General features: G+C 50.6%; 7 protein-coding genes. 4 read left to right on the top strand and 3 right to left on the bottom strand.

Annotated features, from left to right (window positions below; genetic code table 11):
* Positions 1–2 precede the first annotated feature (2 nt).
* Both QBE55_01910 and QBE55_01915 read right to left on the bottom strand, forming a co-directional pair.
* Positions 3–947 carry a sugar ABC transporter permease gene (locus QBE55_01910; GenBank protein ID WZL78947.1) on the bottom strand — a complete coding sequence of 315 codons (945 nt, stop codon included), beginning with the start codon at positions 945–947 and terminating at the stop codon, positions 3–5.
* On the bottom strand, positions 948–3911 hold the full coding sequence (locus QBE55_01915; protein ID WZL78948.1) for an extracellular solute-binding protein: 2964 nt from the start codon (positions 3909–3911) through the stop codon (positions 948–950). It lies immediately after the preceding gene.
* 396 nt (positions 3912–4307) lie between these two features.
* On the opposite strand from QBE55_01915, the gene QBE55_01920 reads away from it, so the two are divergent.
* The 4 genes from QBE55_01920 to QBE55_01935 all read left to right on the top strand — a co-directional run bounded on the left by QBE55_01920 (position 4308) and on the right by QBE55_01935 (position 9736).
* A complete protein-coding gene (locus tag QBE55_01920) occupies positions 4308–5264 on the top strand; it encodes an ArsR family transcriptional regulator (protein ID WZL78949.1) in 957 nt (318 codons plus the stop codon).
* Between the two features lie 197 nt (positions 5265–5461).
* Positions 5462–7114 carry an ABC transporter ATP-binding protein gene (locus QBE55_01925; protein ID WZL79841.1) on the top strand — a complete coding sequence of 551 codons (1653 nt, stop codon included), beginning with the start codon at positions 5462–5464 and terminating at the stop codon, positions 7112–7114.
* On the top strand, positions 7114–8937 hold the full coding sequence (locus tag QBE55_01930) for an ABC transporter ATP-binding protein (GenBank protein WZL78950.1): 1824 nt from the start codon (positions 7114–7116) through the stop codon (positions 8935–8937). The genes QBE55_01925 and QBE55_01930 overlap by 1 nt, the downstream gene beginning before the upstream one ends.
* A 271-nt stretch (positions 8938–9208) precedes the next feature.
* On the top strand, positions 9209–9736 hold the full coding sequence (locus QBE55_01935) for a nitroreductase family protein (protein WZL78951.1): 528 nt from the start codon (positions 9209–9211) through the stop codon (positions 9734–9736).
* A gap of 2 nt (positions 9737–9738) precedes the next feature.
* Here QBE55_01935 and addA read toward each other — a convergent pair whose 3' ends face one another.
* Positions 9739–13485, bottom strand: coding sequence for a helicase-exonuclease AddAB subunit AddA (gene addA / locus QBE55_01940; protein ID WZL78952.1), 3747 nt, complete (start codon positions 13483–13485; stop codon positions 9739–9741).
* Between the last annotated feature and the right edge of the window lie 36 nt (positions 13486–13521).

Genomic DNA, 13521 nt, shown 5'->3' on the forward strand with positions numbered 1-13521 from the left:
GCTCAATCCTCCCGAAACATTCTTCTGGCCAATTTGGACGCCCCATAGATAATGAGGAGCAGAACAACGGAAACGGCGGAGGCATATCCCATCTCATAACGGATAAATCCATAATCCTCTATATGATTGACAATCAATTGTCCCGCATAGGATGGGGTGGGATTTGTCCCGCTCAGCGCCACTCCGATATTCCCGACCTGGAACGTATTGACCACGGCCATAACTGCACCAAAAAGCATCTGCGGCTTCATCATGGGAATCGTGATATAAAATACTTCCTGCATTCGATTCCGTATGCCATCAATGCTGGCCGCTTCATAAATACTGCTGTCATAGTTCAAAAGACCTGCAAGCATTGCGAGAAATCCCACCCCCATGCTCCCCCACAGGGCCACGATAATCATGATAGGCATCAGAAAATCCGGGGACTGAAGAAACTGAATCGGTTCGGTGATCCAGCCCAGATCCAAAAGCAGATTGTTCAGATACCCCATCCGGTCTCCGCTGAATAAGATCTTCCAGATTACGGCCATAGTCACGCCGGAGGTCATGGACGGAGAGTAGACAATCAGCGCCAGGATGGTTCTCGGTACTTTTTGAATTTGACTCAGGGACCAGGCGAGGAAAAAGGAAAGGGCATAGCCCACCGGCCCGACAATGACGGCAAACAGGATGGTATTGGGCAGAACATACTGCATGAATATGGAGTCCTGTGTCAGCAAATTGATGTAGTTTAAAAAATAGGTAAAATCGGGAACCTGCACCGCATTGAAATTCGTAAAGGAAAGCAGAATAGCCAGGGTCACCGGTATGACAATAAATATAGTAAACAACAATATGTAGGGAAAAAGAAACACAAAAGCAGGATTCAGCCTGTGCCTCTGCTCCCGTGGTGGAACCTTCGGCTTTACCACTCTTTCTTTTCCTGTTGCCAGATGACCTTCCATTTACTCCACCCACTTTCTCACTGTATCAATATCCGGCACCTGAAAGGTCTTTACCACCTGGCCATCCGACAGGTAGCCAAACTCCTCCAGCTTTCTGGTAATCTCCCGGTTGATCCGCTTTATGGCTTCATCCATGGCAGAACGGACATTTTCGCCTTCCATGACCGTCTGCGTCACCACATTGCTCAGTTCCCTTTCTATCATGTATCCTCCCAGAATCCTGGGCGGTTCCCTGGTCCATTTCACCTGCTCCAGAATGGCTTTGTGTTTTCGGATCCATGGCGTATTGGCCATTGCCTCCAGGTTGGAGGTATTCCACAGATATTCGTTGCCCAGAGTGGATTGCAGGGTATTGGCAAACCGGGTCTGGACATCGGTGGATGTCCACCAGTCCAGGAATTTCCAGGCCTCTTCCTTCCTTGTGCTGTTCTCGAAAATTACATCGCTTTCCGCAGAGCCCAGCGTCCACCGCTGCACCTTCCCGGTTTTGTCCCGGACTCCGGGATACGGTGCCACTTCCCACATACCTGCGATCTCAGGCGCCGCGTTGGTCAACAGATTCAGCATTCCATAATCCGCGATACCAATGGGAATCCGGCCGTCCCGGAAGCTCTGATAAAAGCTCTGTACTTCATAGGGCATATCATAAATCGTATAGTTTTCCGTGAGCATCGTCATGCCCCGAAGCGCTTCCTCCGTATCCAGATTGCAGCGCATTTTCTTTTCATCAAAAAGTGTACCGCCGTTTTGATAGATAAACGGAACAGTTGCGGCAAAGGGCTTGGTCCCGACAAAATTGGAAACATGGCTGTTGAAATTCAGTCCTCTGCGCTGAAGCTGCGGCAGCATCTGCCGAACTTCCTCCATAGTGTCCGGAGGCTTGAGACCCATGGAATCCAGTATATCCTTTCGGTAAAACATGACCCAGAAATTGAATGTTTCCGGAATCCCATACAGCCCGTCATCTGCAACCCCTGGTATCAGCATCCCCGGTGCGAACCGACGCCCCACTTCCCGGAAGCGGTCAAATTTCCTCATATCCGCCAGAACTCCACGTATCGCCAGATCATAGATCAGACCGGATCCGATGGCCATGGCCACATCCGGAGACTTTCCGGAGGCATTTGCAAGAATCAGTTTATTCTGATCCGGCATGATGGAGAGATCCACATCGATGCCATATTTTGATTTGAAGTCGGTATCCGCCATTTTCTGTATCATTTCAAGATACTGTCTTGGCCGCCTGACCCAGACCTGCAGATGATCGGTATCGTCCTGATAGGTCGGAGTATATTCCTGTTCGCCAAAGGAATAAAAGAAACGCCGGACTTTTTCTGTCGTCCCCCGGAAGAAACCCATTCCCTCCGGAAGCCGTTTCCCATCCTGAAAAATGAAAATCTTATCCAGTCCCAGCGGGCTTTGATTCAATTGTTCAATCATCGTGGTCAGGTTCTGCCGGGCGGAGCCGGTACCCTGATTGAAAGCATCCATTTTCTTTGGAAGTTCATCGGGTTCCTTTGCCAGGTCCGTCATGATCCGGGCTGCCATTTTGAGAGGTGCCAACTCTCCGATATTGTCCACGCCAGGGTTGAAAGATGCCAGGAAACGATATACTTCATCTATGATTTCTTTCCAGTAATGAAGCTTTCCAGTGACATCAAAATTGAAATCCTTCAGCCGGAAATCCCGGAACCGGCCTGTATTGCCACCGGTGATCCTGCCAATGTCCAGGGCCAGCTGATTCATTTCGTCTGTTACCTTTGTCAGAATCCGGATCGCATCCCGTACATGGTCCAGAGAAACTTCCACTGCTATGGTGTGCGGACCTTTCTCCAGAAAAACAGCCGCCTTTTTCCCGTCCGCTTTGGTAACAATCTGGTTCTCAAATTTAGTCGTATAGGGAAACGGCATATTTTGAAACGCATCAGAAAGTATTTTTCCATCCACATAGACATTTCGGAATACAGGAAAATTTGCCTTGTCACTTTGACGATAACGGAAGCCAATCCGATACCAGCCGCTTTCCTTTACCTGAAAATCATATTCGATCCGGTCTCCACCTGACTTAAAGGAAGAATCGGCAACAACATTCAGCACTTTCTTCTTAGCATGATATGGAGTCAGAGAAGTGTCATAGATGCTGTCCGGACGGATATTGGGGCTGTTTCGCCTGGTCATGTGCTCCGCCTCAATGGGAATCAGCCTGTTCCCATCCGGCTTTCCCGATCGTTCTTTCGGTGGCTCCGGGAAGGATTCCTCCGGCTGCCTTGCTGCGGAAAGGGTGAAATCGCCGATCAGCAGTGCCTCTTCCGTGCAGGTGACGGAAAGCGTATTGGTCCCTTCCTTCAGGGCGGTGACCAGAGGCGTGCTGAAAAGATGGTCTTCACTGAACAGATATGTATGATTCCAGGTATGCTGCTTCACCGGGATCGCCATGACTTCATTCCCATAACGGTCATAGGGGAAGGAATCACTTTCGTCCGCCCAGGTATTGTCCACGGAAAGCCTTTTCATCTCAGGGAAGGGATATTCCCCGTTCACCATTATGGCCACTCCGCCCGGCAGGATATCTTCATCCGCCGTACGATACTGAAATCCGATTTGATACAGCCCCTCCTCAGGAGCCTGGATTTGAAAGTCCCTGGTCTGACCGGGATCCATTCGAATACCGCCGTCCTCCAGTTCACCGCCTCCGACAAGCTCCTGAACCGGGCACAGGATCTCTTCCCCTTTATAGAACTGATTCCCCTGTCTGCTGATATAGTGATAATAATCATTATCCGGAATATCGTCCATGGAAAGGTAGATCTGACGTAAATCCGGTACATCCGCTTTCGCGGCATCTGAAGCAACAGCCGTACCGGGAACCGCCACACCAGGCAGTAAAGCAGCACACAGTATCCATGCTGTAAGCCTTGCGGTCCAACCCGCGAAATGACTTCTTCCCTTTTTCATGATCATCATTACCCTATCCCCCTATGTACCAGTCTTCCTCATTCCCGGCAATGCTCAATTCAAAACTGTCCAATCCACCTTTTCCAACTAAGAAAATCAAAATACATGGACTATAACAAAAATATTGTATATAATAAGGTACAGCGAGATTTATTTTTCAACTATTAGTTTAGACTATGTTTCTGTATATGTCAATACACATAGTAGATTTTATTTATAAATTGTATATTTCAACAAAGTAAGTGATTCTATCGATAGCATATGTAAAACATTTACTGTGCATTATTCTATATTTTCTGTATATAATGAATCGCGTGAAGCTGTTTTTCATGATTTGTAGAAAAATATGAAGTATAATGAATCACAAAAGGGTAAGCTTACAACCATTAACGGGAGGGATGACAATTGCCCAAAGAAATCATATTGGGAATACACGACAGACAAAAACTGTTTGTTTCGGCAAAAGCAATGGCTTCTGAAAGCAGGCTTGAGATTATCAATCTGTTGAACCGAGGCAGCTACAACATCAATGAGATTGCCGAAAGACTGGATATGCCGGTCTCCACAGCAGCCATGCATGTCAAAGTGCTGGAGGATGCCGATCTGATTCGTACCGAACTGCAGCCAGGCATCCGGGGATCCATGAAGCTTTGCAGCCGAAAGATCGATGTCGTCCATATCAATTTAGCCAATCCGGAAAACAATCTGAGCAATCTCTTTGAAATCAACATGCCCATTGGCAACTATGTGGACTGTAAAATTCAGCCAACCTGCGGCCTCGCCAGTGAAAAATCCTTTATCGATACCGATGACAGTCCAAGAGCCTTCTACAATCCGCTGCGGACGGAAGCGCAGATCCTGTGGCTTGGAAATGGATATGTAGAATACCGGTTTCCCAACAGCATCCTGCTCCATGCAAATCCGCTGTCCATGGAACTCTCTATGGAAATATGCTCGGAAGCACCGAATTACCGGAACAACTGGCCATCGGATATCACCCTGTGGATCAATGGAACTGCGGTTGGCACCTGGAGAAGTCCCGGCGATCTTGGCGGGCGCAGAGGCAGACTGAATCCCACATGGTGGCCGGACGCCAGCACACAGCATGGTTTGCTCAAAACCTGGAAAGTAAACGCTGACGGTTCCTTTATCGATGAAGCCCGCGTATCCGATGTGACAATTGACCAGCTGGACCTGAAGGACAACGATTATATCACTGTCCGGATTGGCATCGCAGAAGATGCGGAAAATGTGGGGGGTATCACCATCTTCGGAGAAAAATACGGCGATTACGAACAGAACATCCTGATGCGACTGGATTACACGACAAACTTCAACGGGGAGGAGAAAACCGGGCAATGATTCCGGCTTTCCTATTTGCATCCTGCCTTTCCTTATTATATAATGGAGATCGTATCTTCCGATTGATTAAAATGGAAATCATTTAAGAATAATCTATCAAGAAGACAGCATTGGGGAGGAATATTTTGCTGAAACGATTGGCCGCTTATTTTCACAATTACCGCAGGGAACTGGCAGGAAGCGTCTTCTGTGTCGCAATGGAAGCCGTTTTTGAACTCGTGATTCCCATACTCATGGCGGAGATTATTGATATCGGTATTCCAAACCGGGACAAAAGCTATGTCCTGGGAAAAGGCGCCGCCATGGCAGGCTGCGCACTGGTCGCACTGGCCCTTGGAGTGCTGTATGCCCACCTTTCTGCAAAAGCCGGACAGGGATTCGGCGCGGAACTGAGAAAGGCGGAGTACAGAAAACTGCAGGGGTTTTCTTTTTCCAACATGAACCACTTCAGCGTTCCTTCGCTGATTACCCGCTTAACCAACGATATTACCATATTGCAGCACGCAGCCTGCACCGGCCTGCGTCCAATGGTTCGCGGCCCCGTCATGATGGTCATGGCTCTCGCCATGTCCATCACCATGAGTCCGCAGCTTGCCCTCGTATTCCTTGTGGCCATGCCTGTTCTGGCCGCCTGTCTGGTTCTGATTCTCCGAAAGCTGGGTCCCATGTATGCCGGAATGCAGAAGGCCCTGGATGAAGTAAATGCCATCGTGGAGGAAAACCTCAGAGCCATCCGTACCGTGAAAGCCTATGTAAAGGGCGACAGTGAGTATCAGAAATTCAGCGAAGGCAACGAAGCGTACCGGCAGACAGCAGAACGGTCCTTCCACTATGCTGTCCTGAACCTTCCCTGTTTCCAGGCTGTTATGTATGCGACGATTCTCTGCATTCTGTGGCTGGGTGGAAACTATATTCATCAGGGGACTATGAAGGTCGGTGTGCTGACCGGCTTTTTAAGCTATGTACTGCAGATTTTGAATTCCCTGATGATGATTTCCAATGTTTTTCTCCTGCTCAGCCGGTCCATAACTTCCGCACAGCGTATTTTTGAAGTACTGGATGAGCCTGCCGCCATCCACGACGGCCCCGGTTCCTATACCGTGCATCACGGAGAAATTGATTTTGAAGATGTCTCCTTTAAATACCAGGAAACTGCAGAGGAATATGTGCTTTCCCATATCAACCTTCATTTCGGCGCCGGGCAGACCATCGGAATCATCGGAGGAACCGGATCTGCCAAGTCCTCCCTGGTGCAGCTGATTCCAAGACTGTACGATGTTTCCGAAGGGGTCCTGAAAATCGACGGGCACAATGTCCGGGAATATTCCCTGGTTCATCTGCGGGATGCCGTGGGCATGGTACTGCAGAACAACAACCTGTTCTCCGGGACCATCCGTGAAAACCTGAAATGGGGCGACGAAAACGCAACGGATGAAGATCTGGACTGGGCTTGCCGGATTGCTTGTGCAGATGAATTTCTTTCCCGCATGCCGGAAGGATATGACATGGATCTGGGACAGGGCGGAGTGAATGTTTCCGGCGGGCAGAAACAGCGCCTCTGCATTGCCAGAGCCATACTGAAGCAGCCCCGCGTGCTGATCTTCGATGATTCCACAAGCGCCGTGGACACGGCAACGGAAGCAAGGATCCGTCACAGACTCGCTTCGGAGCTGAAAAATACGACGAAGATCTTTATTACCCAGCGGATCCGATCCATTGAGGATGCCGATCAGATTGTGGTATTGGACAACGGAACGGTCAGCGCCGCCGGCACACATGATGAGCTGATGAAGAGCAGCGAAATTTACCGGGATATTTATGAATTCCAGCAAAAAGGAGTTTTGGAATAATGGCAAATCAGATAAGACGCAACAAACCAAGAAACATTCGCGGGACACTTGCGTTTATCGGAGGATATCTGAAACAGCACACTGCTGCGCTTGTTCTTGTCTCCCTGATGACCCTCATCAGCGCCGGAGCCAATGTATACGGAGTGTATTTGATCAAGCCCATCATCAACCAATATATCCTTCCCGGGAACCTTGCCGGGCTGGCGCGGATACTTGTTCTTCTGGGAGCGGTTTATCTTGCGGGAGTGGCTTCTTCCTACGGATACACCCAGCTTATGGTCAAAACCGCACAGCAGGTGATTTTGGAGATCCGGAACGATCTTTTCCGAAGACTGCAGACCCTGCCGCTTTCCTTTTTTGACGCGAATACCCATGGAGAGCTCATGAGCCGGTTTACAAACGATATCGACACCCTGTCCAATGCCCTGAACAACAGCTTTACCGTAGTGATCCAGAATTTTGTGATTCTCGTCGGTACCTTCACCATGCTGGCGATCCTGAGTCCAAGGCTTTCCCTCATTGTTCTGACAACTTTTTTCTGCATGTTCCTGTTCATCCGCTACAGCGGTAAAAAGAGCCATTCCTTTTTCACACGTCAGCAAAAATACCTGGGAAGCCTGAACGGGTTTATCGAAGAAATGACAGCGGGCCAGAAAGTTGTAAAGGTATTTAACCATGAAGAAAACAATATGAAGGAATTCTCCCATCGGAACGAAATGCTTCGGGATGCTGCAACCAATGCCGTCACGTATTCCGGAGTCACCGTACCCGTGGTGGTCAGTCTTTCCTATTTTAACTATGCCATCACTGCCTGCCTCGGTGCTTTTCTGGTCATGAGCGGGCATATGGATCTGGGCAGTCTTTCCGCTTATCTTGTCTACGTACGCCAGACAGCGATGCCAATCAATCATTTCTCCCAGCAGCTCAACTTCCTTTTGGCTGCCCTGTCCGGAGCAGAGCGGATTCAGGAAGTCATGGAGCAGAAGCCGGAGGTAGATAACGGGAAAATAACCCTGCTGCGCAAACCCACTGAGGAAGGCGCCGCAAAAAGCTGGGAATGGTGCAAACCGGACGGACAGCGTATTCCCCTGAGAGGGGATGTCCGATTCCATGATGTGGCATTCGGATACGAAGTCGGCAGACCCATTTTAAATCAGATCAACCTGTATGCAAAGCCCGGTCAGAAAATTGCCTTTGTCGGATCCACCGGCGCAGGCAAAACAACCATCGCCAGCCTGATCAACCGATTTTATGAAGTGATATCGGGTTCCATCACCTACGACGGAATAGATGTACGGGATATCCGCAAGGAGGATCTGCGGCGCTCCATTGCCGTGGTCCTGCAGGACACTCATCTGTTTTCCGGAACCATTCTGGACAACATCCGCTTCGGAAACCCCGAAGCCACCCGGGAGCAGGCAGTGGCAGCCGCAAAGCTCTCCAACGCCCATTCGTTCATTCGTCGCCTCCCGAAGGGATACGACACCGTCCTGACCAATGACGGAACCAATCTGAGCCAGGGGCAGAGACAGCTCCTGTCCATAGCACGCGCAGCCGCAGCCGATCCGCCGGTTCTTATTCTGGATGAAGCCACCAGTTCCGTGGACGCCCATACGGAAAAACTGATCGAATCCGGAATGGATCGTTTGATGGCCGGACGTACCGTATTCGTGATCGCACACCGGCTTTCCACCGTACGGAATGCAAAAGCCATACTGGTGCTGGAGCATGGAACTGTACTGGAACGGGGCAATCATGAAGAATTGCTTGCCGCAAGGGGCAGATATTATCAGCTTTATACCGGAATGTCCGAGCTGGATTAACTGGATTAAGCAGATACAAAGGAAACCTCAGGATAAAAAAATCACCCTGCGGCATCAGAGTGATTATCTTCTTCAGCGCATAAAGCAATCAAAGCGGTTGCCGCCATATTTCAAACATTTTTAAATAATCTGACAATTTCAGGTTGAATGCGGGATCTGTTTTGATATAATAATAGTGGTGGTGCCATTGTTTGTGGAAAGACAATTGTATTTTAAAGTGAAGCAAAGAAAATATACATACTTTCCGGCACCCCGGTAAGGAGGATAAAATATGAGTTTTTTGGACATTGCAAAGAAAAGATGTTCCGTCCGGAGCTATCTCCCCCGGGAAGTGGAGGAGGAAAAGTTACTCCAGGTACTGGAAGCTGCAAGGATCGCCCCCTCGGCATGCAATATGCAGCCCTGGCAGATCTTTGCTGCAAGGGATCCGCAATGGAAAGCGGATCTGGTAAAAGCTTACCCAAGGGATTGGTTTGCCAGGGTACCGGTTATCCTGGTGATATGCTGCGATCATTCCCAATCCTGGAAACGACAGAACGACAACAAGGATTATGGTGATGTGGATATCGCCATAGCAACCGATCATATGACTTTGGCGGCAGCAGACCTGGGACTTGGCACCTGCTGGCTGGGTGCCTTTGATCCGGAAATATGCCGAAAAGCATTGAACCTGCCGCAATACATGGAGCCGGTTGTCATGATGCCTCTGGGTTATCCGGCACAAACGGATTCTGCCGACCGGCATCGAACGAGACGCAAACCTCTTGAGGATATCGTCCGGTGGGATTCTGCTGAATAAATCTACAGGGAAACCGCCTGATTGATGCTGAGCAGGCAGAGAATGCGCTCTCCCACCGGCTTGCCGGTGATTTTCTCCAAGGCCTCCGTATAGTAATCGATCTGCACCCGGTATCGGTCCACCAGCTTCCGGACTCCTCCCCTGGGATCCACGTAGTCGGTCTTATAATCAACCAGGATCCATCGTCCATTCTCTTCAAAGACACAATCCATAATCCCTTGAATCAAAAGGTTATCATCACCTGTCTCCATTCCTTCCATGACCTCGGACGCCTTCTTCCGCAGGTTGAAGGGAACCTCCCGGCGGACACCTTTTGCATTCCGGATGCGCAGTCCGGTCCTGCTGCAGAAAAAGGAATCCAGGATGCCGACATCCACCGCTTCCGCCTCTTCCTGCGTCAAAAGCTCCTTCTCCACCATTCCGGATATCTGCCGGCGAATTTTCTCCTCATTATCCACCTGGGACAAGTCCAGATGCTGCAGGACAAAATGGACAATGGTCCCTCTTTCTGCACCTGTGAATTTCCGGCTGCTTTCCAGAAATCCGGGGTGATCGATCAGGGAAGGCATCGGGTCCGAAAGGACTTTTACCACAGTATCCTCTTTCCCCGGCAGCTCCGCTCCCCGCAGACCCTGCATGTTTTTAATTTCCGTTACCGAAAGCTTGGATGGAACGGTGATGGAACAGCGATGTGGATAGATCCAGGAAAATCGGTCATTTACGGTTTTCCTGCTTTCCTCCAAAAGATCCTTCTCCTGGTCACCCAAATCCTTTTGATCCGCCTGCGTTGCGTCTTTCTTCCCCAAATCTTTACGGGTATCTTTCTCAGCAGGCTTTGAATCCTTTTCCTCTTCCAGGGATTTCAAATATTCCTCCGGATTTTCCAGTCGGTACAGCATCGCCTTTTTGTTCTGAGCCCCTTCCCTGGCAAGTCCGGTGACTTCTCCCCTGTCATGAAGCTCTACCTTCCACACGGACGGATCCTCCGCCAGAGACTCTTCCGTTTCCGCAGCGCCTGCCAGCTCCCGCAGGGGGCTACCGTCCGGATGCCGGATCAGAGGCGGACAGATCCAATCCAAAAAGCATTTTCCCCGGGAAAGGGAATAGGGAGTAAATGATTTTGCCCAATTCCCTGCTGCTTTGCCCAAGTCCCGGACCGAACCCAGAAGAATCAGTTTATCCTTCGGACGGGTAAAGGCAACATATAAAATACGCATTTCCTCCGACAGACTTTCCATGCGGATCACCTGCTTCATGGCAGACCTGGCGATGGTGTCACAGGTCTGCCGGGTTTCCGGGTTGACATACTTCGGACCCAGCCCCAGATCCTTGTGAAACAGCACGTCGGCATTGGTGTCCATCCGGTTGAACTGCTTCCCCAGCCCTGCTGCGATCACCACTGGAAATTCCAGACCCTTGCTTTTGTGAATGCTCATAATACGTACCACGTTTTCATTTTCACCCAGAATCCGGGCCGCTCCCATGTCGCCGCTGCTGTTTTGCAGCTTGTCAATAAACCGGATAAACCGGAAGAGTCCCTTTATGGAAGTTTGCTGAAACTGGTGGGCCCGATCCAACAGGATCCGCAGATTGGCCTGCCGCTGTTCTCCGCCGGGCATGGCCCCCACATAGGAATAATAGCCGGATTCCGTATAAAGCTTCCAGATAAAGTCCTCCATGGAAAGATAGCGGGATGCCATCTGCCACTGTGCGATGTTTCCGTAAAAATCCCTCAGCCGCCGGGACAGCCTGTCCTCCCGGTTTGCTACATATTCCGTAGCGGCCTGCCAGAAGAACCGCCCGTGGCTGACCGTCCGGATCCGGATCAGGTCATCTGCGCAGAATCCTCCGATGGGAGAGCGCAAAACGGTCAGCAGGGGGATGTCCTGACATTTATTGTCGACGACCTTCAGCAGGGCGATCACCGTTTTCACCTCAAGAGCTTCAAAATAACCGGTGTTCACATCCGCATAGACCGGAATTCCCGCCGCCGCAAATACCTCCTGAAAAACGGAGGCCCATCCGACTGTGCTTCGCATCAAAACCACAATATCCCGATAATCCACCGTGCGGACCCCCTGGCCGCCTTTTTCGCCAGGCACCGGAAGTTCCGTGCCAACCAGACTTTGAACCCGCTGCGCAGCGATCCCTGCCTCCACTTCAATATCACTCAGGCTTTCCGTGTCCGGGTCCGGGTCCTCCTTTCCTGCCTCCGCCTTTTCCACCAGATGAAGCTCCGTTTCCGGATCCGGCAGATCTTCCGTATTCAGACCCGGATAAAGGGCAGCGTTGCCATCATAATCCATTTCCCCGAACTGCGCGGACATAATATTCCGGAACAGATAATTGACGGCATTTAATATGGATGGACGGCTCCGGAAATTCCGATTCAGATCGATCCGGCGGTTTTTGGTCCCCTCCTCTGGCAGACTGGCGCGGTACCGGGACAGAAAAACAGACGGATCGGCCAGCCGGAACCGGTAAATGCTCTGCTTCACGTCCCCCACCAGGAACAGATTGTCTTCCCTTGCAATCTTATTTACAATGGTCTCCTGCACCAGGTTGCTGTCCTGGTATTCGTCCACAAAAATATAGGAATATTTGCTGCGGAGTTCCTCTGCCACCTCTTCATTCTTGAGAATATCCAGGGCATAATGCTCCAGATCATTGAAATCAATGATTCCCCGCTCCTGTTTCTGCCGCCTGTACTCCCGGTCAAACTTAAAAACCAGATCACAGAGATACTGCATGTAAGGATACAGTTCGTTCAGCTGTTCCACGCTGTGTTCCAGTCCCACAGAGAGAAAGCCGTCGCCCAGATTTTTGAAGATTGCCTTTGCCTGATTTCTCTGCTCCTGAACCGCTTCCTTCAGGGAGTCCTCCACATCCCTGCCGCACCGTTTCAGATTTTTGAACTTGATTCCCGGATAAGCCTGACAGCATGCCCGAAGGCCTCTGTGCTGTGTCAGGGACAGCAGATCCTCCAGCTGCGACAGGTCGTCCAGAAGATTCGCCTCGTAAGCCATTGGCCCGCCAGGCTTTCTGCACAGCGCAAGGGCATCCTGCAGCAGATCCATGGCCCCGGCAAGATCCATACGGATCTGGGACAATAACGCCTGATACCAGGGGCTGGCCCCGATTTCCTCCTCCTTCAGGGCAAAATCCTGTACCCGCACCTCCATCCACCGCTCCGGATCGGGCTTGCTCTGGATAAAGCCGTGCAGCCTCAGCACAAGATCCTGAAGCGGTGTATCCTGCCGGTTATTTCCGAAACGTTCCACCAGGCCGTAAAATTTCTCCGAACCTTTTTCATATTCCTTTTCAAACAAATCGTCGATGGCATCCAGCCGGATCAGGCTGCACTCCGTGTCATCCCCGATCCGAAAGCCGGGATCCAGATTGATAACATGAAAATACTGGCGGATGATGCGAATGCAGAAAGCATGCAATGTACTGATGGAAGCCTTGGGCAGAAGGTTCATCTGCCGTCTTAAGTGCCTGCTGTCTCCCCTGTTTTCATCCAGAGCCTTCATCAGGGCCGCTCCGATCCTCTCGCGCATTTCCCCTGCTGCTGCATTGGTGAATGTCACCACCAGAAGACGGTCCAACTCCGCTTCGTCCTTCAAAATCAGCTGCAGAATCCTCTCCACCAGGACCGCTGTTTTGCCCGAACCGGCTGCAGCTGCCACCAGAAGGTTACAGTCCCTGGCATCGATGGCTGCCTGCTGTTCCACCGTCCATTTTGGCATGAACCCTTTCCCCTTCCCTTACCGTTATCGTTCTCG

It is taken from the genome of Eubacteriales bacterium mix99 (assembly GCA_038396605.1).
Lineage (GTDB): Bacteria > Bacillota > Clostridia > Caldicoprobacterales > DTU083 > UBA4874.

Coding starts and splice junctions, on each gene's coding strand:
- QBE55_01915 (WZL78948.1), bottom strand. CDS start 3,911: ATGATGATCATGAAAAAGGGAAGAAGTCATTTCGCGGGTTGGACCGCA.
- QBE55_01925 (WZL79841.1), top strand. CDS start 5,462: ATGGAAGCCGTTTTTGAACTCGTGATTCCCATACTCATGGCGGAGATT.
- addA (WZL78952.1), bottom strand. CDS start 13,485: ATGCCAAAATGGACGGTGGAACAGCAGGCAGCCATCGATGCCAGGGAC.
- QBE55_01910 (WZL78947.1), bottom strand. CDS start 947: ATGGAAGGTCATCTGGCAACAGGAAAAGAAAGAGTGGTAAAGCCGAAG.
- QBE55_01930 (WZL78950.1), top strand. CDS start 7,114: ATGGCAAATCAGATAAGACGCAACAAACCAAGAAACATTCGCGGGACA.
- QBE55_01935 (WZL78951.1), top strand. CDS start 9,209: ATGAGTTTTTTGGACATTGCAAAGAAAAGATGTTCCGTCCGGAGCTAT.